Source organism: Dactylosporangium sp. NPDC006015 (assembly GCF_040614215.1).
Classification (GTDB): Bacteria; Actinomycetota; Actinomycetes; order Mycobacteriales; family Micromonosporaceae; genus Dactylosporangium; species Dactylosporangium maewongense.
In genome coordinates this window covers 40,765-62,928 of sequence record NZ_JBEXUD010000055.1, presented here as the reverse complement: position 1 = coordinate 62,928, position 22,164 = coordinate 40,765, and the positions used below count along the sequence as shown (strand labels likewise).

The window sequence follows — 22,164 nt, the reverse complement described above, 5'->3', positions numbered from 1 at the left end:
CCCACCGTGCGCTGGCTACGTTGGTGGGGGGACGACGACGAGGCGCCGCCCCCTGCCGCCGCCCCCACCGCGGACCCCTCCGGGGACCCGGTCGGCGACACCACCCAGATCCTCAAGCGGATCACCGACGCCGAGCACTTCGTCAACCAGCAGGCGGCCAGGCTGCCGGCGGCCGCCGTGGTGCGGTCGCGCTGGCTCACCGACACGCTCCGGGAGATCCTGGACACGTCGGCGACCCGGCCGCTCGACATCCACGCGGTGCTGCTGGTCCGCAACACCGTCGAGGACTTCCTGCCGACCACCCTTCGCAGCTACCTGACCCTGGAGGCGTCGATGCGCGACCGGCCCGCCCCGGTGCCCGAGCTGCTCGCGCAGCTCGACCTGCTGCAGGAGGCGACGTCCAACATCCTGGTCGCCGTGCGCGCCCAGGACCGCGACGCGCTCACCACCCAGGGCAACTTCCTGCGCACCAAGTTCTCCGGCTCCGACCTGGACCTGCCATGACCAAGGAGATGAAGCGGGGCGCCAACGTCACCCTGACGCGTGAGATCCCCGACCTGCGCGGGGTGGTGCTGGGTGTGCAGTTCAGCGCGGGCCTCGAGCACGTCCTCACCGACAACATCGTGGTGGCCGCGATCCTGTGCCGGGGCGACGGGGACGCCGTCTCCGACCGGCACTTCGTGTACTTCAACCAGCTCTCCTCGCCGGACCTGTCGGTGCAGCAGCTGCGCGAGGTCGTCGGCGAGGACCACGACCAGATCGAGGTCGACCTGTCGGCCGCGCCGGCCGAGGTCACGCGGATCGTCATCGTCATGTACGTCAACGAGGGCAACGCGGTCCGCCGCACCCTCGGCCGGTTGAAGACCTGCGTCATCCGGGTCCTCAACCTCGACGGCAACGCGGAGCTGATCCGGTCGGAGAACCTCGCCCCCGCGCTGGACCTGGAGATGGGCCTGGCGCTCGGCGAGCTGTACCGGCACAGCGGCGGCTGGAAGTTCAAGGTCCTCGGCGACGGCTACGCCAACGGCGTCACCGCGCTCGCGGCCGACTACGGGATCCGGTTGTGACCGGCTCGGACGACTTGTCCTGGATCCGCCACCGCGCCGTTCCCGCCCGGACCGGCGCCACCGAAGACCTGTCCTGGATCCGCCACCGCCGCCTCCCCGCGACCGCCGCCCCGGCCGCCGCCCCGACCGTGGACCTGGCCGCTCCCGCCCCGTCGGGCAGCACGTCCCTGGACCTCTCCGGACCGGCCACGCCTCCCCCGGCGCCCGCCAGGGACGGCGGCAGCACCTCGCTGGACCTGTCCGGCCCCGCCGCGCCGCCGCAGTCCGGCAGCACGTCGCTGGACCTGTCCGGGCCGGCCGCACCGCCCGCGCCGCCCGGGAACACCTCGCTCGACCTGTCAGCGCCCGCCGCGCCGCCGCCCCCGCCGTCCGGCAGCACGTCGCTGGACCTGTCCGGGCCGACGCCGCCCCCGGCCGCGCAGTCCGGCGGCACCTCGCTCGACCTGTCCGGACCGACGCCACCCCCGGCCGCGCGCTCCGGCAGCACCTCCCTCGACCTGTCCGGTGGCGGCGCGCCGCCGCCGTCCGTGCAGCACGGGGGGACGTCGCTCGACCTGTCCGGGCCAGCCGCGCCACGGACGCCCGTGCCGGCCGCTCCCCCGCCCGCGACGGCGTTCACCCCGCCGCGGACGAACCCGTCGGCGCCGACGGTGCTGGGGCCGCGGCACCCGTCGGTCATGCTGAGCCGGCTCCAGTCCGGGATCGGCGCGCTGACCTTCGAGGCCGCGTGGTCGCCGGACGAGGGGTTCGCGCTGGGCTGCGCGTTTCAGCTGGACTCAGGCACGTCGTCGGTCCTCAGGCCCGGCGAGACCTTCGGCCCGCTCACCATGGACCGCCGGGCCGGGCACCAGCGGCTCCGCCTGGACCTGCTGCACGGCCGGCACCTGCGGCGGCTCATCATCTTCGGCATCCCCACCGCCGACCCCGGCCCCTACTGGGCCGGCACCCTGCTGATCAGCACCCACGGCCACGCCCGCGTCGAGGTGCCGGTCCAGCCCCCGCCGCCGGGCCCGACGGTCCTGCTGTCCCTCTACAACGTCGACGGCGAGATCGTCCTGCGCGCCGAGGCCCAGACGGTGCCGGGCCGCACCCGGGACGCCTGCCTCGCCTTCGGCTACGACCGCATCGCCTGGCGCGACGCCGACACCGCCATCCCGCCGACCGCCTGACCACCACCCGCGCCACCACCAACGCGATCAGCGCCACCACGGGCGCCACCCGCGCCCCGACCAACGCCACCCCGGGCGCCACCCGCGCCACCGTCGGCACCACCCGCGCCACCGCCACCGCCACCGCCACCGCCACCGCCACCGCCAGCGCCAGCGCCAGCGCCAGCGCCAGCGCCAGCGCCAGCAGCGTCGGCGCCGGTGGCCCGGCGGGCGCGGTACGAGGCCGCCTTGACCCTGTTGCCGCACTCCTCCATGCCGCACCAGGTGCGGTTGCCGGCCCTGGACCGGTCCACGAACAACCTCGTGCACTCGTCGAGGGCGCACTCCCGCACGGTGAGGGACCCGAGGGAGCCGAGCAGCTCGACCGCGGCGACCGCGACGGCGGCCCCGATCGACGCGCCCGCCGCCGACGGCGGCCCCGCCCGCCGGACCCCGCCCGCGGTGAGCGTCACCCGCGGCGGCGGCGCCGCGGCCGCGGCATTGAGCGCACGCAGGTCCGCCGGCGGCCACGGCTGCCCCGCCAGCCCCGCCACGGCGAGCCGGTAGACCGCCTCCCGCAGCTCCAGCAGGCCCGTGAAATCCACAGTGGACAGTCGGGGTGCGGTGGACAGTACACCGGCCGCCACCGCCCATCGAGCCGCCTCGGCCGGCCCGGTGAGGAGCTCCTCCGGGGCGGCCGAGCGGCGCCACTTCAGCGTGCCGGCGAAGTCGAGCGCGAGGTCACCGCTGACGAACACGAACGTCACGTCACCACCTTGACAGGTGACGCGCCCCCGGCGCAAGGTTGGCGTCACCGGTCAAGCAGGTGACGCGAGAGGGACGGGCATGATCAGCGCCGAGGAGTACCTGTACTACACCGACCGCGCGCTGGACGGCATGGTCCGCATCGTCACCGAGCTCGGCGACGAGCGGGCGGGCCGGCGGCCGCTGCCCGGCGCCAACTCGCCGTTCGCACTGCTGACGCACTGCCTGGGCGTGGTCGAGTTCTGGGCCGGGACGCTCGTCGCGGGCCGCCCGTCGCAGCGCGACCGCGACGCCGAGTTCACCGCGGAGGGCCGGGTCGAGGACCTCCTCCAGAGGGTCGAGGCGGTCCGCGGACAGTTCGCCGAGGACGTGCGCGCCGCCGCGCCGGGCGAGCCGATCCGCGGCACGCCACCCGCCGGGTTCCAGGGGCCGGACCGGGTCGGCACCCAGGGCGCCGCGCTCCAGCACGTCTTCGAGGAGCTCGCCCAGCACCACGGCCAGATGGAGATTCTGCGCGACTGCATCGCACCGCGACGCCCGGACGCCATCAGAGGCAGCGGCGTCAAGTGGGGCTCCACCGCGCCGGACACCATCGCCGCGTGGGTCGCCGACATGGACCTCGGCGTCGCCCCCGCGATCCGCGACGGCCTGCTGGACCTCGTGCACCGCGAGGACTTCGGCTACCCGTTCTGGCGCGGCGAGGACCCGGTCGTCACCGCGTTCGAGGACTGGATGCGGCAGCGGCACGGCTGGAGCCCGCGCCCCGGCCGGACCCGGGTCTTCACCGACGTGCTGCAGATCCTGCAGGTGATGGTCGAGCACACGACCGCGCCCGGCGACGGGGTGGCGATCCACGTCCCGGCGTATCCGCCGTTCCTCGCCAGCATCCAGCGGGCCGGGCGGCGGATCGTGCCGCTGCCGATGCTCGACGACGGCGCGCGGTGGACGTTCGACACCGGGCGGCTCGCCGAACGGCTCGCCGGCTGCCGGCTGCTGGTGCTCGTCAACCCGCACAACCCGACCGGCCGGGTGTTCGACCGGGCCGAGCTGGCGGCCGTCGCGGAGGTGGCGGAGCGCCTGGATCTTGTCGTGCTCACCGACGAGATCCACGCCGACCTGGCGTACGAGCCGCACCGCCACACCCCGTTCGCGTCGCTGAGCGAGGAGACCGCCGCCCGCACGGTGACCGCGACGTCGGCGACGAAGGCGTTCAACCTGGCCGCGCTGCGGCTCGCCGTCGCGCACGTCGGCCCGCCGGCGGTGTGGCGGTCGCTCGACGCGCAGCCGATCGACCTCTACGGCACGCCCGGCATCGCGGGGAGGGTCGCGACGGTCGCGGCGTGGCGGGAGTCGTACACCTGGCTGAACCGCACCAGGGAGCTGCTGCGGCGCAACCGTGACACCGTCGCCGCCCGCCTCCCGCACCGCGCGCCCGAGGCCACCTATCTGAGCTGGATCCCCTGGGGCGGCACCGATCCGGCCGGGCACCTGGAGCGGGCCGCGAAGGTCAGGCTGAGCCCGGGCGCCGACTTCTCCGCGGGCACGGCCGTGGACACCGCCGGGTTCGTCCGGCTCAACTTCGCCACCGGCCCCGGTGTGCTCGCCGAGATGCTGGACCGGCTCGAACCCGCCGCGGCGGAGTCTCCTAGACTGCTCGACCATGCGGGGGATCAGGAGAGGTCGATATGACAACCTGCGGCGCATCGAAGGCAGCGACCCGGAGGCCGACTACCTGCTGATCCACCAGCTCACGCTCCGCGAGGAGTTCCCCTGGGACATGCGGATGGCGTTCAACCTGGCGTTCAACCGGTCGTTCGCCCTCCCCCGCGTCGCCGCGGAGCTCGTGCGGACCGGGCGGGTCCTGACCGAGCCGCGCCGGCGCGCCGACGACACCGGCATCATCATGTACGAGATCCTCATGCACGGCTTCGAGCACCCCCGCGGCCGGCTGGCGCTGCGGCTGCTCAACGAGGCGCACCGGCAGGTCCCCGCCGGCAACGACGACAGCGTCTACGTCCTGGCCGCGCTGGTGGTCGTCCCGATGCGGTGGCTTCGGCGGTACGGCTGGCGCGCCCCCGCCGGGCAGGAGCGCGAGGCGGCCGCCCGGTACTACCGCGAGGTCGGACTGCGGATGGGGATCCGCGACATCCCGGCCGGCTACGCCGCGTTCGAGGCGTGGTTCGACGCGTACGAGGCGGCCCACCTGCGGCACACCCCGGAGGCGGAGCGGATCGAGCGCGTCACCCGGGAGCTGCTGCGCGGCCGGATCCCGAAGCCGTTGCGGGGGGTGGCGGACGCGTTGATCGCGAGCCTCTACGATCCGCCGTTGCGCCGCGCGTACGCGGTGCCGGACCCGCCGGCGTGGGCGCGGATCGGGCTGCACGCGGTGCTGCGGTCGCGGGCGCTGCTGCTGCGGCTGGCGGGACCGCGCACGACGCCGCTCTTCGCGGACGGGATCGTCACGAAGTCCTACCCCGACGGCTACGACCTGGCGAAGCTGGGCCGACCGTCGTCGTGACCGTCGTCGTCACTCTGGCCAGCGAAGGTGTCCTGGGCGTGGAGCCGAAGCCGAAGCGCACCGGTGGGTCGACGGCCGTCAAAGGGCCCAGGTCGGCGCCGTCCCAGGTGGCGGTGGCGGCGACGATGCGGTGGAGGTCCTGGACGCCGTACCACTCGTGCCGGTCGTTGCCGGCGCTGCCGTGAGTTCGCACGCCCGGCTGGAGCAGGCGCGCGGGGCGGTCGATCGCGGCGACCCAGCGCGGGTGCCGGGCGAGGGCCGGCGGGACGCAGCGCAGGAGCGTGCCGAGCCACCCGCGTCCCCCGGTCGTGAACCGGAGGGTGAGCGGTCCGGCGTCGGCGGCCCAGGTCGTACCGACGCGGAGAACGGCGACGGGAACGACCTGGACGTCGTCGAACCGGTAGGTTCCGGCGACGAACGCGGCGAGGTCCGCGGTGCCGGCCAGCAGGACCCGGTGACCGTCGGGGCGCTCCACCATGACGTCGCTGACCGGGCCGAACGGGGAGCGGGGCCAGTGCCCGAGGACGAGCCGGGTGCCACCGCCGGTGCCGACGCCGGCGATCCAGCCGTCGAACCGCATGGTGGTCATTACTTCAAGTGTGCCGTCAGGCGTCAGGATTTCGGTGCGCTGTCAGGTTTGCGGTGCGGGGTCGGTTTGCGGTGCGGGGTCGGTTTGCGGTGCGGGGTCGGTTTGCGGTGTGCGGTCGGTTTGCGATTTGCGGTCGGTTTGCGGTTTGCGGTGGGCGGTCAGGAGCAGCACGGCGCCGGTGAGGCAGAGGGTCGTGGCGGCGGCGTAGGCGTAGCGGTAGCCGAAGTGCTGGGCGAGGCCGAACAGCGGGCCGACGAGGATCGCGGCGATCGGGTAGGCGTTGCCGGCGAGGGTCGCGGCGCGGCCGGGCTCACCGGGCAGCATCTCCTGCACGTACGAGATGCCGAGGCCCTGCACGGCGGCGATGAAGCTGGCGTTGACCAGCTGGGCGGCGGCGATCTGCCAGGTGTGGGCGGACGCCGTGACGAGCGCGTAGTAGAGCACGCCGAGGCCGGCGCCGATGACGATCAGGCGGCGCAGCGGCCACCTCGTCGACAGCGCGCCGAACCCGAGCATCAGCGGGATCTCCAGCGCCGCGCACAGCCCGAGGACGAGGCCGGCGTCGCGCACCGAGCCGCGCAGGTCGTGGCTGAGGAACAGCGGCAGCGCCTGGACCCCGAGCACGCCGGCGGCCTGCAGCAGGGTGAGCGCGGCGACGACCTGGAGCACCCTGGACGGCGCGTGCTCCGGCGCCTCGCGTTGCGGTTTCGGCGTCGGCACGACGTCGCCCAGCACGAACACGGCGACGAGGACGGCGGCGGCGTACATGGTGGCCGCGCTCAGGTACAGGACGCGGAAGCCGCCGAGCTCGACGAGGAACGCGGCGGCGGGAGGGCCGGCGACCCACGCGATCGAGAACAGCATCCGCAGCGTGCTGATCGTCATCGCGGCACGGGTGGAGCCGCGCTGCTCCAGGGCCTCCCGGGCGTAGGCGAACGCCTGCGGGAAGAGCGAGCCGCTGATCGCGGTCACCGTCACCGTCAGCGCGAGCAGCACCCAGTAGTCGCGGGCGAACGCGGTGGCGGTGGCGCTGACCCCGCCGGCGGCGGCCGCGACGGCGAGGACCTGCCGCCGCACGGCCTTCCTGTCCGAGAGGCGGCCGATGACCGTCGAGGACACGATCATCGACACCGGGCCGGCGACGAGGAAGGCTGCGACGTGCACCGGGTCGGCCTTGACGGCGGTGCTGAGGAACAGCGACACGAACGGGCCGACGATCGACGTGGACAGGCCCACGAACAGGAACATCACGCCGAGCGGCACCAGGACCTTGGGGGCCTTGCTGACAGGGGCGTCGGCCAGTGTGCTCGTTACCACGAGCTTGGACGTTACCGCTAAAGAAGGTTTCCGGAGGCGGCTTCGTGCTTTGGATCACTTGCCTTCAGCTGCGACGGTTTCCTGCTTGACGGCGCGGCGTTGTCGGCTTTCGTCAGCCGCGTCCGGCTTGTCGGACTTCAGAGGGCGGGTGCTGCCGCGGCGAAGGGGACGGTGTCGACGCCCAGGGCGAGCGCGACCCCGCCGAGGGCGGCGGCGCGCAACGACAGCGCACTCTGGGCGACCTCGACCGACGCCGCGGCGGCCGTGAACGCGGTCTCGGCCAGGCCGCGCTGGAGCGGCTCGCGCAGGATGTCGGTCGCCGCGCCGAGCTCGTCGCCGAGCAGGACCCGCTGCGGGTTGATGAGGTTGACGAGGTTGCCCAGCGCGTACCCGAGCTGGGTGCCGGCGTCGGCGAGGAGCCTGCGGCAACCCGGGTCGCCGGCCTGCGCGAGCGCGATGAGCCCGGCGAGGTCGGTCAGCTCCGGGTGCGACAGCCGGGCGTGGCTGAGCAGCGCCCGCCCGCCGACGGACAGCTCGACGCAGCCGCGGTTGCCGCACCGGCAGACCGGCCCGCGGGCGTCGAGGGTCACGTGGCCGAGCTCCCCCGCCGTCCCGGCGGCGCCCCGGTAGAGCCGGCCGTCCAGCACGATGCCCGCGCCGATGCCGGTGGCGAGCTTGACGTAGACGAGGTCCGCGCAGCCGCGGCCGGCGCCCCACACGTATTCGCCGAGCGCGGCGAGGTTGGCGTCGTTGTCCACCCGTACCGGCAGCGAAAGGCGATCGGTGAGCTCGTCGGCGGGCAGCACGTCCGCCCATCCCGGCAGCATGCCGGGGGACCCTATGCGCCAGTCGCGGGTGATCGGCGCCGGCACCCCGAGCCCGACGCCCACCACGTCGGCCCTGGTGGCGCCGATGCCGTCGAGAGCCGCGTCGACGAGCGTGGTGCCGAGGTCGAGCGCCTCGCGGGGGCGGTCGTCGATGTCGAAGTCGGTGCGGGACTGCCGCTCGGTGAGCACGGCGTGGCCGAGGTCGGCGAGCGCGACCCGGACGTGCCGGCGGCCGACGTCGACGCCGACCGCGATCCCCGCCCGGCGGGTCAGCCGCACCACGGAGGCCGGCCTGCCGCCGACGGGTTTGGCCGCGGCGCCCACCTGCTCGCTGACGAGGTCGGCGCCGCCGAGGTCGGCGAGGGCCGAGGAGACCGTCGGGCGGGACAGGCCGCTGAGGTGGACGAGCTCCGCGCGGGTGCGTGGCCCGTACAGGCGCAGCGTCTCGGCCACCCTCCGGCCGGCGCCGCCGGTGTCGGGGTGCCAGAGGGTGTGAGGGTCGATGCGCTGGGCCACCACGGCGGAATCCTCATCGGACTCGCGTGTTCTGTCAAGGACTTACTGAAACTATCGCCCCAAACCGGTATGCAGCTTCGGTATTTGTCAGCTCTTGACAGAACTTGTTCGGCCGGTGGCTCCCGGCGAAATCTACACGCTTTTCGTTCGTCCACTGTGGACTCTTGCGGGGAACTTTCAGGTATCTATCCGGACGTCCCGGTCATACCCGGTCACCGGCCGGTCCCACGGACGCAAAAAATGTCGCACCCGGTGACTAACGTGCCGGGGGTCAAGATGACGCAGGGACATTCGGACCCCGATGAGGCAGGGATCGCATGACGTGGCTGACCGCCGGCGGTGGCTATGAGGTCACCCTCGATGGCGGGCGCATAGCGTGCCGCAATGCCAAGGGCAAGCTGCTCAAATCCGTTCCGCCGGCGTTGAAGGACGACGCCGTGGTGTTCGGGCTCAAGCAGCTGCAGGAGTGGCTCGGCCGGCACGAGGCGCAGGTGCGCGAGCAGGTCGACCGGTGGATGGTCCGGTCACTGCCTGTGCCCGCCGAGGTGCTGGCGCGGGTCTGGGCCGACGAGGTGTGGCGGGCCGCGCTGACCGACCTCGTCGTCGCCGTCCTCGACGACGAGGGCGCCTTCGACCCCGACGAGGTCGGCTTCCTGCGCGACGCGTCCGGGGACGGCGGCGGCACGATCGGCATCGTCAACCTCGACGGTGAGACGGTGCGCCTGCCCGCGACGCGGGTTGCGATCCCCCACCCGGTGACCCTCGCCGACCTCGACGACCTGCGCGAGTTCGCCGCCGACCTGGGCGTGAAGCAGTCGGTCGACCAGCTGTTCCGCCAGACGTGGCAGCGCGGCGCCGACGTCGAGCCGACCGCGACCCGGGTCTCCGACTATGCCGGCGGGAAGTTCGCCGAGCTGCGGCACCTGACGGCGCGGTCCTCCTCGCTGGGCTATCCGGTGAAGGGCGGCTCCGCGATCTGCCGCGTGTTCGAGGGCGGGCGCACGGTGGAGGCGCGCAGCTGGGTCGGCTCCGACGACCCCTACTACGAGACCGAGACCGGCGACCTGGTGTTCGTCCGGGAGGACGGCACGTCGGTGCCGCTCGGTGAGGTCGGGCCGGTCGCCTGGTCCGAGGGCATGCGCATGGCCGCGGCGCTGTATGCGGGCCGGGTCGTCGAGGAGACCAAGGAAGAGGAGCAGTCATGAGCGGGCCGGAGCGCAGCGGAGGAGCCGCGAATCATGGATGCGGTGTTGGGTCAGGCCGGCGCCGGAGCGAAGCGGAGGTGACGGCATGACCGACGAGGCTCTGCTGGATGCCGGCGCGGTGCTGCCCTCCGCGGCGGGCGCGGCGCAGGACACGATCGACACACTGACCACCCGGGCCTACCGGCACCCCGTGCTCGGCGACCGGACCGTGGTGCGGCTGGTCCCGGGCACGCTCGGCGCGGCCGAGGACCTGACCATGGAGTTCCTCGGGTTCGCCGCGCCCGAGTCCGTCGCCGAGGTCGGCGTCGTGCGCCAGCAGGCGCTCGGGTTCCCCGCGTGGGCGCTCGTCAACGACCCCGCCAACGGGCACCACGCCCTGGCCCTCGTGAAGGACATCGAGCGGCTCGTGCGGATCGCGAAGTCGCGGATCGGCCCGGCCCGCGACGGCTTCGTCGAGCTCGGCGACCGTCTCGCCCGCTCGGTGCCGCACTTCCTGCCGACGTTCTACGAGGAGGCCGCGCGGGCGTTCCTCGCCGCCGACAGCCCCACCTATGCGGCGTCGATGTTCGGCAAGGCCCGCGACGCCGAGCGGGCGTTCGCCCTGAAGATCGACGAGGACCGGCAGCACACGGTCTTCCTGGAGTTCGCGCTCGCCGGCGCGCTGACCGCGAAGGCCCTGTCGGCCTATGCCCGCGACCTCGCGGCGCGCGCCGACGCGGCGACGGCGTATGAGCGCTTCCGCCGCCTGTGCGTGGAGCGGACCCTCGGCGGCATGCCGCCCTATGCGTCGATGCACACCGACCTGCGGCGCCTCGCGAAGGCGGCGAAGCTCGGCCAGGACGAGGAGGAGGCGCTGCTGCGGATCCTGCTCACCGCCACGTCGATCGTCCGCGCGCCCGGCGGCTTCTGGACGGCGTACCGTGCGACGCTCGTCTCCGTCGCCCGGCAGGACCCGGCGGTCCGCGGCCAGCTGCTGACGATGTTCCCCGGCAACTGCCCCGACGAGACCTGGCTGGAGATCCTCGACGAGTCCGGCGCGACCGAGGCGCTCACGGGCCCCGCCGGCAGCACGCCGGCCGAGGCCGAGCCCGCCGACGGTCCGGCCGGCTGGCTGACCCGGCTCGACCGGCACCGCTCCGGCTGGCGCCGCAAGCGGCTGGCGGCGCAGGCCGCGCTCGTGACCCGGATGGCGGAGCGGCTCAAGGCCGACGGCGCCCCGGTCGACCTGCTCTCCTCGCACTATGTCGACCTTGACGTCGCCGACCTGTGCCTGGAGCTCGGGGTGCCGCTCGGCGAGGTCACCGCCAACGCCCGCTGCGCCGTCGAGCAGTGGCTCAAGGACGACGCCGCGGGCCGCCGCGACCTCACCCACGTCGTCGCGCACCCCGACCTGCTGCCGAAGGTCGCGGCCAGCATCGAGGACCACCTGCGCCCGAGCTGGCGCAGCAGCACCACGCAGCCCGAGGAGGTCGCGGCGGTCGTGGCCGTGCCGGGGCTGCGCACCGCACTGCACTGGTGGATGGACGGGCTCGCCGACAGCGTCGTCGAGCAGGGCCTGCCCGGCATCGACGACCAGCTCAAGCGGCTCTCGCTGGTCGCCTGCCCGGAAGGTCTCGCGGTCAACCCGGAGGCGGTGCGCCGCATCACCGAGCACGACCTCGGCCCCGTCCTCGCCGCCACGCTGCGCGCCGGGGTCTTCGACGAGTTCGGCTGGCCCGCCCTGGAGGCCGCCGTCGAGTCGCTGATCGGCGACAGCGCGATCGAGTCCGACGACGACACGTATGACGCGAAGGTGCGCCTGCTGCGCCAGTGGCCGCAGCTGGTGGTCCGCGCCGGTGACCAGATCGCCGTCGTCGGCCCCGACGGCGTCGAGCTGGAGCACACGCTGCGCATCCCCGCCGACCAGCGGCGCTACGAGTGGAGCACGGTCCTGCGCTTCGTCGACGGCCAGCTGCTGGTCAGCTGGGACAAGGGCGAGGAGCGCGCCGGCTACTGGAGCGGCACCGCCGACGACGTGTTCACCACGCCCGACGAGGCGTTCAACGCCAACACGTACCTGTCGCTCGCCCTGCCCGGCGGCGGACGCACCGCCGGTGGCCGGCCGTTGCGGGTCGGCGACCGGTCCGCGCAGGAGCGGTCGGGGATCTGCGGCGACGGCCAGCACTACTGGACGCTCGCCCAGGTCGCCGACGAGAGCTGGCGCTGGCACGAGTTCGACCCGGCCACCGGCGCCGTCGGCCGGCAGTCGCTGCCGGCGTTCTTCGAGGCCGACGCCGTCGACGGCCAGTCCCTGCAGCACGGCCGGTCCCGGCTGATGCCGGCTCCGCCGCAGGCCGCGTCCAGCCCGCTCGGGCAGCGCGACGGCCTCGTCGGCTGGCGCGTGCGCACCACCGGGACCGGCACGGAGGTCGGCACGGGCGTCGACGGCCGCACGTTCACGCTGCCCGAGAAGTTCGAGCGGGGCAACCGGCGGCACGGCCGGCAGGTCGGCGCGATCCGGTTCCCGGGCTCCGACACCGTCTACGGCATGGTGTACCAGGAGTCGTGGCGGGACAACAGGATCGTGCTCTGCGCCCAGGACGGCGCGGAGATCGCCACCCTGAAGACCAACCTGAAGCAGGACCCGTTCCGGGAGGGCACCCGCCTGATGCCCCCGCCGACCTACTGGCACTACCTGCGGGTCCGCGACGAGGCCGGCTCGGCGGCGCTGCGGGCCGTCACCGACGAGCAGGCGGCGCGGCTCCTCGCCGCCGTCGTCGACCTCGTCGCCCCCGACGCGAAGGTCGACGCCGACGCGGCGCGCAAGCTCGTCGGCGAGGCCTTCCCAGAGGTGGCCGCGGCGCAGCTCGTCGCCGGGATCGCCGGGATCGTCAAGCAGGCGGCCCGCTCCACGGCACGGCTCGTCGAGCTGACGACCGCGACCGCGGCGATCGCCGGCCAGCCGGTGCAGGAGGACCCCGACGCCCACCTGCCCGACGACCGCACGCTCAACGCGGCGCTGTATGGCCTGATCCCCAGCTGCTACGACTACAGCCACGTCGCGGCCAACCTGTTCAGCAACGTCGGCGCCGTGCTCGTCGGCCGGGAGCCGCAGCGGCCGATCGCACCGATCGCGCAGCAGGCCGACCTCGACTGGTTCTACGTCGTCGGGGCGCTGCCCGCCGTCCTGTACCGCGCCGTGGCGCCGCTGATCTCCGCCGAGCGCCACACCCACCTGCTCGGCCTGCTCGACGTGATCGCCGAGTCGGGGCTGCTCGCACCCGGCGGGCGGCTGCGGCGGCTCTGGCTGAAGGCCGACGACCGCGCCGCGATGCCGAAGGTCGGCGACGTCATCGACTCCGGCGACCGGCGGCTGGTCGTGCTGCGCACCGACACCTCCGACGGTGAGGTCCAGGCGGTCGAGTACTCCCCCGGCGGACGGTTCGGCGCGGTCGCCGGCCACGCCATCACCGCCGAGCACGTGCTCGACCCGGGCGGGTGGGACACCGAGCGGCTCACCGCGTTCGTCGCGACGGCCCGGGAGCGCGGCCGGCTGCCGTGGCGTCCCGAGCTCGTCCCGGCGGTGTCCGCGGCGGCCGGCATCACCCTCGCCGACGCGGCGGTCCTGCTCGCCGACCCGATCTCGGCCAAGTACTGGCAGGAGGACCAGCCGGCCGAGTGGGAGATCGACCCGGCCCTGACCGACGACGCGATGGAGGGTGCCGTCAGCGACCGCGACGCCCTCTCCCGCGCCGAGCGCCGCACGCTCGCCATGGCGATGCTGCCCTCGGACCCGTCCCTGCTGTGGGCCGAGGGGCCGTCGGTCGAGTCGATCGGCGCGTGGCACGTGGCGCGGCACGGCACCCGGACCCCGCTCGACGACGCGCTCATCGTCGAGGTGCGCAAGGCCCGGATCACCTCCGGCGTCCGCGCGTCGGCGTTCGTGCACGGGCTCGCCAACCCCGAGACGTGCCGCTGGCTGCAGGGCGCCGCCGACGAGGTCAGCCTCGACGACCTGCTCAAGGCCGTCACCCGCAGCATCCCGTGGCTGGTGCGGCGGCTCCCCGCCGGGCACGCCCTGCGCGTCAACCTGCCCCGGGTGCTCCACCTCGTCAAGCAACGCCTCGCCGACCCGGCCCTGGAGGTGCCGCTCGGCACCGTCTACGAGGACGACCTGACCGAGTTCATCGCCAAGATCGGGCTGCCGGTCACCACCGACGGCACGGTCCGCGACGCCGGCCTCTACACGATCGTCCAGGACCGGCACTGGCCGCGGATCCTGCTGCGGCCGGCGCGGCTCGCCGGCCCCGACGACCCGCGGCTGGCGGCGCTGCTCGCCGAGCTCGGCAGCTCGCCGCGCTTCATCGTCGCGATGCGCGCGATCCTCAAGGGGCAGCTCGACGCGTGGGCCACGGCGGCGGTGTCGACCGTCACCGAAGGCGCCGAGGCGGACCACGACCCGTCCCGCTCCGCGCCCGACCTGGTCGCCGAGGTCGCCGCGAAGCACGGGCTCGGCGCCGACGCGGCCACGCTCTACCTGCAGCTGCTGGCCCTGCCCGACCCGACCGACCGCAACGTCGCGGCCTGGACGGGCTGGAAGCCGGCCCGCCTGAAGAAGGCCCGCGCCGAGCTCGCCGCGACCGACCTGGTCGTGGAGGCCAAGCGGGCGCGGGCCGGGCGGTCGCTGTTCCTGCCGGGCGGCTGGGTCGCGCTGTCCAGCCCGCACCTGCCGTTCGAGCTGTGGAAGCTGCCGCTGTTCATCCGCGACGGCGACGACGTCACCGGCCTGGGCGCGATCATCCCCGTCGCCCCGGCGCCGGACCTGTTCGCCGTCGCCTGGTCCAGGGTCACCGGCGGCGACCACCCCCGCTTCGAAGAACTCACCACGAGAGGGCGTCGATGAGCACCACGTTGGAGACCGGGGCCCCCGCGGGGCTCGGTGCAGGTCCCGCCCGGCAGGTCGACCCGGCCGAGCACGCGCACGCGGGCGAGCTGGCGTTCCTGGCGGCACACGACGACGGCGCCCGGCCGCCCGGCTGGCGGCTGACGCCGCGGGCCGTGGTCACGTTCATCGTCGGCAGCGACGGCAAGGAGCTCACGCTGCCCAAGGGCGCCCGCGGTGACGGGCTGCCCGCGAAGCTGGCGATCGCCCGGAAGTTCGTCGGTGACCGGGCGCTCGTCGAGCGCTGCGTCGTCACCCTCGCCGGCGAGCGTGGGCTGCTGCTCGTCGGCGAGCCCGGCACGGCCAAGTCGATGCTGTCGGAGCTGCTGTCCGCGGCGGTCTGCGGCACCAGCGAGCTGGTCGTGCAGGGCACCGCGGGCACCACCGAGGACCAGCTCCGCTACGGGTGGAACTACGCGCTCCTACTCGCCGGCGGCCCCAGCCCCGAGGCGCTCGTGCCGTCACCGATCCTCACCGCGATGCGGGCCGGCGCCGTCGCCCGCGTCGAGGAGATCACCCGCTGCCTGCCCGAGGTCCAGGACGCGATGGTGTCGATCCTGTCGGACCGGCGGATCGCGGTGCCCGAGCTGTCCGGCACCGCCGGAGCCACCATCCACGCCGCGCCCGGCTTCACCCTCATCGCGACCGCGAACCTCCGCGACCGCGGCGTGTCGGAGATGTCCGCCGCGCTCAAGCGCCGCTTCAACTTCGAGACGGTCGGCCCGATCCCCGACCTGGCCGCGGAGACCGCGCTCGTCGGCCGCCAGGCGAGGGCCGCCCTCGACCGGGTGCGCACGCCGTTCGCCGTCGACGAGGCGGTCCTCGAGGCGCTGGTCACCGCGTTCCGCGACCTGCGGGCCGGGCGGTCGGTGGAGGGCTGGGAGGTCGAGCGGCCCTCCACCGTCATGAGCACCGCCGAGGCGGTCGCCGTCGCCACCTCCCTGGGCCTCGCCGCCGCCTACTTCCCGGGCGACCGCGACGTCCTGTCCCTGCTCCCCGCCCACCTGCAGGGCGTCGTGTGCAAGGACGACCCGGCCGACGGCGCGAAGCTCCTCGGGTACTGGGACGGCGCCGTCCGCCGCCGCGCCGAGGAGGGGTCCCGGCTGTGGACCCAGCTCTGGGAGCTCCGCGATGTCCTCCAGTCCTGACCGTCTTCCCAACGACGGCCTCCCGGGCAGCGGCGCGCTTCCGGACGGCGGCGGGCTTCCGGGCGAGGGCGTCGCGGCCGGGCTTCCGGAGCACGGGCTTTCGGACGGGGCGCCGGACGGGGCGCCGGACGGGGCGCCGGACGGGGCGTTGCGGGCGCTTGCCGAGTCGACGGCGCCGTACCTCATCGGGGTGCGGCACCACTCGCCGGCGCTGTCCGCCGTGATGGACGACCTCCTGGACGCGGCCCGGCCGGAGGTGCTGCTGCTGGAGCTGCCGGCGGAGTTCGCGGACTGGCTGCCGTGGCTGGCCGACCCGGCCACCACGGCGCCGGTCGCCCTGGCCGGGGTCGCGGGGCCGAGCGGGTCGGCGGCGTTCTACCCGTTCGCGGACTTCTCGCCGGAGCTGGTCGCGGTGCGCTGGGCGGCCCGCAACGGCGTCGAGGTCATCCCCTGCGACCTGCCCCTCGCCGACCGCGCCTGGCACGAGGACCTCCCGGGCAACGACCCTGCCCCCGAGGTCCCCGGTCTGGACGCTCCCGCCTCGGAAGGCCCACCTCCGCCCGAGTCCGCTCCACCTGCGACAGCTCCAAACGGGACGGCTCCAGGCGGGGCGACCCTCGACGGGGCTGCTCCGGACGGAGCGACTGCGGACGGGGCGACCATCGATGGGGTGGCTCCGAGCGGGGCTGCTGCGGGTGGACGGCCGGTGGTCGCCGCTGTCGCGCCCGAAGGGATGCGATTCCTCGGGGATGCCCTTCGGCGGGCCGCGACGGGGCGGCCTGACGAGGACATGTGGGACCGGGTCGTCGAGGCCCGGTCCCCCGGCGCGGCGCCCGAGGCGGTGCGGCGTGCCGCGCTGCTCGTCGGGTGGGCGATGCGGCACGACACCGGCAGCGACGTGACGCCGCTCGACCTGCGGCGGGAAGCGTGGATGCGCCGGCACCTCGTGGCGCTCGAAGGACGTCGGGTCGCCGCGGTGGTCGGGTCGTTCCACGCGTGGGCGCTGCTCGACGTCGACAAGTCCGGCGACGACCCGGGCCACACCCGGACCCTCGACGGCTCGGTCCCGTCCCGGACCGTCCACATCGACGGCTCGGACACGCTTCGGGCCACCCCCGCCGAAGGCTCGGACACGCCTCGGGCCGTCCCCGACGGCACTCCACGGAGCGCTTCCGTGGAGGCGCCCGGCGTCGATGCGGTTCCTCGCGCGCGGCGGGTGGGCAAGGGCCGTGAGGTCGTCACGTCGCTGGTGCCGTACGCGTTCTCGTTGCTGGACGCCAGATCCGGCTATCCGGCCGGGATCCGGGACCCTCGGTGGCAGCAGGCGGTCGTCGCGGCGGGCGGGCGGCCCGAGGCGGTGGAGCACGCGGCGTTGAGTGCGATCGTCGAGGTCTGCGCCAGGGTACGGGCGGCGGGGCACCCGAGCGGGCCGGCGGAGGCGCGGGAGGCGTTCCGGCTCGCGACGGACCTCGCGCGGCTGCGGGCGCTGCCGGCGCCGGGCCGGGGCGAGATCGTCGAGGCGCTGCAGAGCGTCATCGCGCACGGGGAGGTGCTCGGGCGGGGACGGGTCGTCGCGACGGCGATGGAGCAGGTGCTCGTCGGCGACGAGCGGGGGGTGCTCGCGCCCGGGACGCCGAGGTCGGGGCTGCGGCCGGCGGTGGAGGCGCTCGTCAAGGAGCTCCGGCTGCCGGCCGCGGGTGAGAAGGCGCGGGACATGCGGCTCGACTCGCTGCGGTCCGACCTCGACCGGCGGCGGGAGGTGACGCTGCGGCAGCTCGAGGTGTGCCGGGTGCCGTACGGGGAACGGGTCGCCGTCGAAGGGGCCGGCGGCGCCGACGCGCTGACGACCCGGTGGACGGTGCAGTGGGTGCCCGGGACCGAGGCGATGCTGGAGCTCGCCGGCATGCGGGGCGTCACCCTCGCGCAGGCGGCCGAGGGCACGCTGCGGCACCGGCGCCGCACCGAGCAGGACGACAACGGGCCCACGTCGGCGCAGCTGATCGACGGGCTGGCGGTCGCGGCCGGGTGCGGGCTGGTCGCGCTCGCGCGGGAGCGGGTGGCGGAGGTCGCGGCGGAGGTCCCGGCCGCGGCGAGCCTGGACGAGCTGATGGCGGCGCTCGCGCTCGTCGACCGGCTCGACCGGGGGCACGTCCCGGGCATGCCCGCCGGCCTGCTCGACGGGCTCGGGCAGGTGATCGAGTCGCTGGAGTCCGCCGCGGTACGCCAGGTCGACGGCCTCGCCGGCTCGGAGTCCGTCGACGACGTGCGGGCACTCGTGGCGCTGGCCCAGCGGGCCGACTCGGCCGGGGTGGGGCTGCGGCTCGCCGGCGCGGTCGAGCGGCTCGTCGCTGACGGCAGCCCGGTCATGTCGGCGGCGGCGGGTGCGGTACAGGTGATGCTCGGCCTCGAGGAGCCGCCGGCGCTGGGGGTCCGGCTGGCCTCGTGGGTCGACGCCGCTCGTGCCGACGAAGGCCGCCGCAGGCTGCTCGGGCATCTCCGCGGGCTGCTCACCGCGGCCGAGCCGCTGCTGCAAGCGGGTGAGGAGATCCTCGGCGGGCTGCTCGACCGGGTGGAGACCCTGCCCGACGACGACTTCCTGTCCCGGCTGCCGGCGTTGCGCGGCGGCTTCCAGGCGGTCAGCCCCGCGGGGCGGGACCGGCTCCTGGCCGTCGTCGAGCAGCGCCTCGGCGACGCGGGGTCGGCCCGCGACATCGGCGACGCGTCCGCCGAGGATCTGCTGGTACGGCTGCTCGCCGACCGGGCTGGAGCGGCAGCGCTCGCCGCGTACGGGCTGACGGTCCCCACCGCGGCGCCGGCCTCGGAGCCCGCGAAGTCCGGCAGCACCGAACCGGCGCAGGACACGGAGCCCCCGAAGTCCGACACGGGGCAGCCCGCGGACACCGGCAGCCTCGAAACGGGGCGGCCCGAGGAGACGGGCAGCCTCGAAACGGGGCAGCTTGAGACGGCCGGCGGTGCCGAGACGGGGCAGGGCACGGAGCCCACGGACCCGGGCAGCGTCGAGACGGGGCAGGCCGCGGAGCACAGCGGGCGCACGCTGTCCACAGTGGACCGGTGGCGGTTGCTGCTCGGGCGGCGGTCGGAGGCGCTCGGGCACGGGGCCGCGCGGTACGCCACCGCGCTCGACGAGCTCTACGGTGCCGGTACCGGCGAAGGGGCGCGGGCCGATGCCGCTGGGCGGGCGGGGCGGGAGGCGCCGTTCCCCGGTGTGCGGGAGTGGGCGGAGGAGCTGACGGCGTTGTTCGGGCCGGGCATCCGTGAGGAGGTCCTCGCCCGTGCCGCGGAGTCCGGGCGGCGGGAGGCGGCGCTGCTGCTCGACCCCGACGCGGTGACGCCGTCGGTCGAGCTGCTGCAGACCGTGCTGTCGCTGGTCGGCGCGATGCCCGAGTCGTCGGTGGCGCGGCTGCGGCCGCTGGTCGCGCGGATCGTCGAGGAGCTCACGCGCCAGCTGGCGACGCGGCTGCGGCCGGCGCTGGCGGGGATCACGACGCCGCGGCCGACCCGCCGGCCTGGCGGGCCGCTCGACCTGCCGCGGACCCTGCGGGCCAACCTGGCCACGACCCGCCGCGACGAGGACGGCCGGGTGCAGGTCATCCCGGAGCGGCCGGTGTTCCGCACCAAGGCGCGCCGCGGCGTCGACTGGCGGCTCGTCCTCGTGGTCGACGTGTCCGGGTCGATGGAGGCGTCGGTCATCTGGTCGGCGCTGACCGGGGCGATCCTCGCCGGGGTGCCGGCGTTGACGACGCACTTCGTGGCGTTCTCGACCGAGGTCGTCGACCTCACGGACCGGGTCACCGACCCGCTGGGGCTGCTGCTCGAGGTCCAGGTCGGCGGCGGCACCCACATCGCGGCCGGGCTGCGGCACGCGCGGTCCCTGGTGACCGTGCCGTCGCGCACGCTGGTCGTGGTCGTCAGCGACTTCGAGGAGGGGTACCCGCTCGGCGGGCTGCTCGCGGAGACGCGTTCGCTGGTCGAGTCGGGGGCGACCGTGCTGGGTTGCGCGAGCCTCGACGACGCGGGCCGGCCCCGGTACTCGGTGTCGGTGGCGTCGCAGCTGGTCGCGTGCGGCATGCCGGTCGCCGCGTTGAGCCCCCTGGAGCTGGCCCGCTGGGTCGGGGAGAAGGTGCGCGCATGACCACGGCGAGCGGCGGACTGCCGCCGGTGGCGGAGGCGGTGCTGGTGGCGGCGGTCGACGCGCTGCCGGCCAGGCTGCGCAAGAAGGTCGACGAGGCGGTGACCCGCTTCGCGGCGCTTCCGGTGACCGAGGCGGACGGAACGTTCGTCGTCGCCGTCGACGACTCGACCGCCGTCACCCTGGTCACCGACGGCGGGGTCGTCCGGTCGGCGGAAGGGGCGACGTGCAGCTGCCTGCTCGCCCCCAACTGCCTGCACCGGGCGGCCGTGCTGGCGCTGGCTCCCGCCCACGTGGAAGGAGATCCGGCCCCGGCCGGCGAAGCGGCGCCCGACGCCGACGCGGCACAGCCCGTCGCGGCGCAGGCGGTCGCGGGGCAGGCTGACGCAGAACAGCCCGTCGCGGGGCAGACGGTCTCGGGGCGGGCCGACGCAGAACAGGCCGTCGCCGGGCAGGCCGTCGCGGCGCAGGCGGTGGTCGTGCCGGAGGTGGAGGAGCCGGGCGAGGCGTTGACGGTGCAGCAGCGGGCTGCGGTCGAGCACCTGTGGCGGGCCGCCGTCGACGTGCTCGCCGCCGGGCTCACCGGGTCGGGGACGGTCGCGCGGACGGCGTTGCTGCGGGCGGCGCACGAGGGGCAGGCGTGCAAGGTGTACCGGCCGGCGGCCGCCGCGCGGGTCGTCGCCACGATGCTCCAGGCGGCGCGGACCGGCGACCCCGACTTCCGGCTCGGCGACCTGACGGCCGCATTGCAGGAGCTGATCGGGGTCCTGCAACGCCTGCGGTCGGAGGGCGCACCGTCGGAAGGGCTGCTCGGGGCGGCGCGGCGCGCGTACGACCTGCAGGGCAGCCTCAGGTTGCACGGGCTGTGCACGACGGCGGTGCTCGCCGACTCGGGGTATGCGGGGGTCGTGACGTACGTCGTGGACCGCGACGGCGGGCTCTGGATGATCGCCGACCTGATGCCCGGCGACGCCAAACGGGCCGCCAAGGCGGGCAACGCGACCGTCGCACTCGGCGAGACCGCGCTGAGCCACCGGGCGCTGACCCGGGCGGGGCTCGTGGTGTCGGGGGCGACGGCGTCGGCGACCCGGCAGCTGGGTGCGGGCAGGTCGGTGCGGGCGGTGACGGCGACCGGGTGCGGCTGGCACGAGGAGCCCCTCGCGGGGCTGTGGGCGGTGCCGCTCGCCGAGCAGGTGCACCGCGCGTTCGCGGCGCTCGGCCAGCCGGTGACGGACCGCCGGGCCGGCGACGACCTGGTGTTCCTGACGGTCCGCGTCGAGGGCACCGACGGCGACGCCGTGCACGCCACGACCACGGGCGGCACGGCGGCCTCCGGCGGCGCAGCGGCCTCCGACGGCACGGCGTTGACGCTGCGGGTCGCGGACGACTCGCCGGCGCTCGGGTACCGCGACAACCTGCGGCTGCTCGGCCGCGCCGCCGGCCTCGAGCTGCTCGTGGTGGCGCGGCCCGACCCGTCGCGGCCGGGGACGGTGCTGCCGCTCGCGGTCGCCCCGGTCGACGGCACCGGCTGGAACCTGCCTGCGGGCCAGGGCGGGCACGTGGACCTGGCGTTCGACCGGCTCCACAGCAGTCACCTTCCCCAGTCCCACCCGCTGCTTCCGGAGGCGGGCGCCGGTCGTACACCTGCCGCGAACACCAACAGTGATCCCGTGCTCCGGCTGTTGGCGGCGCAGGTGGAGCGGACGGTGTCGGGCGGGCGGACCGTGCACACGTTCGCGGCGGGGCGGGGACCGTCCGACGCGACGAGGCTGCGGCGGGCCAGGTTCGACGCCGGGGCGGCGCTGCTCGACCGGTTGACGGAGGCGGCGTGCACCCGGCCCCGGGACGCGTTCGGCCGGCTGTCGGGCGACGACGGCAGCGCGTTCGCCCAGGCGTGGCTGGCGACGGCGGTCTACACCGACGCCGCGACCCGCGCCGTCGCCGAGGCGACCTGGTTACCGGCCGGCACCGGCTAGCGGCGTTGCCGGGCGGC

At 75.0% G+C, this 22,164-nt stretch carries 14 protein-coding genes; 10 read left to right on the top strand and 4 right to left on the bottom strand.

What is annotated here, in order from left to right:
• Window positions 1–6: 6 nt before the first annotated feature.
• From ABZ321_RS50400 to ABZ321_RS50390, 3 genes are read left to right on the top strand one after another with little or no spacing between them, the layout of a single operon-like run.
• Window positions 7–504, top strand: a complete 498-nt coding sequence (locus tag ABZ321_RS50400; RefSeq protein WP_354903530.1) for a hypothetical protein — start codon at window positions 7–9, stop codon at window positions 502–504.
• A complete protein-coding gene (locus ABZ321_RS50395; protein WP_344504621.1) occupies window positions 501–1,067 on the top strand; it encodes a TerD family protein in 567 nt (188 codons plus the stop codon). The genes ABZ321_RS50400 and ABZ321_RS50395 overlap by 4 nt, the downstream gene beginning before the upstream one ends.
• Window positions 1,064–2,236 carry a hypothetical protein gene (locus ABZ321_RS50390; RefSeq protein ID WP_354903528.1) on the top strand — a complete coding sequence of 391 codons (1,173 nt, stop codon included), beginning with the start codon at window positions 1,064–1,066 and terminating at the stop codon, window positions 2,234–2,236. Before ABZ321_RS50395 ends, ABZ321_RS50390 begins: the two co-directional genes overlap by 4 nt.
• Here ABZ321_RS50390 and ABZ321_RS50385 read toward each other — a convergent pair.
• The gene (locus ABZ321_RS50385; RefSeq protein ID WP_354903527.1) at window positions 2,182–2,982 is read right to left on the bottom strand and encodes an ABATE domain-containing protein; all 801 of its coding nucleotides are present in this window, start codon (window positions 2,980–2,982) and stop codon (window positions 2,182–2,184) included. The genes ABZ321_RS50390 and ABZ321_RS50385 overlap by 55 nt on opposite strands.
• Window positions 2,983–3,061: 79 nt before the next feature.
• On the opposite strand from ABZ321_RS50385, the gene ABZ321_RS50380 reads away from it, so the two are divergent.
• Window positions 3,062–4,669 carry an aminotransferase class I/II-fold pyridoxal phosphate-dependent enzyme gene (locus ABZ321_RS50380; RefSeq protein ID WP_354903526.1) on the top strand — a complete coding sequence of 536 codons (1,608 nt, stop codon included), beginning with the start codon at window positions 3,062–3,064 and terminating at the stop codon, window positions 4,667–4,669.
• Window positions 4,641–5,498, top strand: coding sequence for an oxygenase MpaB family protein (locus ABZ321_RS50375; RefSeq protein WP_354903524.1), 858 nt, complete (start codon window positions 4,641–4,643; stop codon window positions 5,496–5,498). The genes ABZ321_RS50380 and ABZ321_RS50375 overlap by 29 nt, the downstream gene beginning before the upstream one ends.
• Here the strand turns inward: ABZ321_RS50375 and ABZ321_RS50370 are convergent.
• The 3 genes from ABZ321_RS50370 to ABZ321_RS50360 form a co-directional block, all read right to left on the bottom strand.
• Window positions 5,440–6,087: a hypothetical protein gene (locus tag ABZ321_RS50370; RefSeq protein ID WP_354903523.1), complete on the bottom strand. Its 648-nt coding sequence runs from the start codon at window positions 6,085–6,087 to the stop codon at window positions 5,440–5,442. The two genes, ABZ321_RS50375 and ABZ321_RS50370, sit on opposite strands and share 59 nt — an antisense overlap.
• A 42-nt stretch (window positions 6,088–6,129) precedes the next feature.
• Window positions 6,130–7,404: a sugar efflux transporter gene (locus ABZ321_RS50365; protein ID WP_354903522.1), complete on the bottom strand. Its 1,275-nt coding sequence runs from the start codon at window positions 7,402–7,404 to the stop codon at window positions 6,130–6,132.
• Between the two features lie 137 nt (window positions 7,405–7,541).
• Entirely contained in the window at window positions 7,542–8,750 is a 1,209-nt protein-coding gene (locus tag ABZ321_RS50360; protein WP_344504613.1) for an ROK family protein, read from the bottom strand.
• A gap of 314 nt (window positions 8,751–9,064) precedes the next feature.
• Between ABZ321_RS50360 and ABZ321_RS50355 the strand changes: the two genes are divergently transcribed.
• The 5 genes from ABZ321_RS50355 (at window position 9,065) to ABZ321_RS50335 (ending at window position 22,147) form a co-directional block, all read left to right on the top strand.
• On the top strand, window positions 9,065–9,952 hold the full coding sequence (locus ABZ321_RS50355; protein WP_354903520.1) for a DUF4132 domain-containing protein: 888 nt from the start codon (window positions 9,065–9,067) through the stop codon (window positions 9,950–9,952).
• An 85-nt stretch (window positions 9,953–10,037) separates the two neighbouring features.
• Window positions 10,038–14,834 carry a hypothetical protein gene (locus ABZ321_RS50350; protein ID WP_354903519.1) on the top strand — a complete coding sequence of 1,599 codons (4,797 nt, stop codon included), beginning with the start codon at window positions 10,038–10,040 and terminating at the stop codon, window positions 14,832–14,834.
• Window positions 14,831–16,021, top strand: a complete 1,191-nt coding sequence (locus ABZ321_RS50345; protein ID WP_344504610.1) for an AAA family ATPase — start codon at window positions 14,831–14,833, stop codon at window positions 16,019–16,021. Before ABZ321_RS50350 ends, ABZ321_RS50345 begins: the two co-directional genes overlap by 4 nt.
• The gene (locus ABZ321_RS50340; protein ID WP_354903518.1) at window positions 16,005–20,174 is read left to right on the top strand and encodes a DUF5682 family protein; all 4,170 of its coding nucleotides are present in this window, start codon (window positions 16,005–16,007) and stop codon (window positions 20,172–20,174) included. The genes ABZ321_RS50345 and ABZ321_RS50340 overlap by 17 nt, the downstream gene beginning before the upstream one ends.
• Window positions 20,171–22,147, top strand: a complete 1,977-nt coding sequence (locus ABZ321_RS50335) for a hypothetical protein (protein ID WP_354903516.1) — start codon at window positions 20,171–20,173, stop codon at window positions 22,145–22,147. Before ABZ321_RS50340 ends, ABZ321_RS50335 begins: the two co-directional genes overlap by 4 nt.
• The last annotated feature ends 17 nt before the right edge of the window (window positions 22,148–22,164 follow it).

Bases quoted from the DNA above. Each gene is read 5' to 3' on its own strand.
- ABZ321_RS50395 (WP_344504621.1), top strand. From the start codon at position 501: ATGACCAAGGAGATGAAGCGGGGCGCCAACGTCACCCTGACGCGTGAG.
- ABZ321_RS50380 (WP_354903526.1), top strand. From the start codon at position 3,062: ATGATCAGCGCCGAGGAGTACCTGTACTACACCGACCGCGCGCTGGAC.
- ABZ321_RS50375 (WP_354903524.1), top strand. From the start codon at position 4,641: ATGCGGGGGATCAGGAGAGGTCGATATGACAACCTGCGGCGCATCGAA.
- ABZ321_RS50370 (WP_354903523.1), bottom strand. From the start codon at position 6,087: ATGACCACCATGCGGTTCGACGGCTGGATCGCCGGCGTCGGCACCGGC.
- ABZ321_RS50355 (WP_354903520.1), top strand. From the start codon at position 9,065: ATGACGTGGCTGACCGCCGGCGGTGGCTATGAGGTCACCCTCGATGGC.
- ABZ321_RS50350 (WP_354903519.1), top strand. From the start codon at position 10,038: ATGACCGACGAGGCTCTGCTGGATGCCGGCGCGGTGCTGCCCTCCGCG.
- ABZ321_RS50345 (WP_344504610.1), top strand. From the start codon at position 14,831: ATGAGCACCACGTTGGAGACCGGGGCCCCCGCGGGGCTCGGTGCAGGT.
- ABZ321_RS50340 (WP_354903518.1), top strand. From the start codon at position 16,005: ATGTCCTCCAGTCCTGACCGTCTTCCCAACGACGGCCTCCCGGGCAGC.
- ABZ321_RS50335 (WP_354903516.1), top strand. From the start codon at position 20,171: ATGACCACGGCGAGCGGCGGACTGCCGCCGGTGGCGGAGGCGGTGCTG.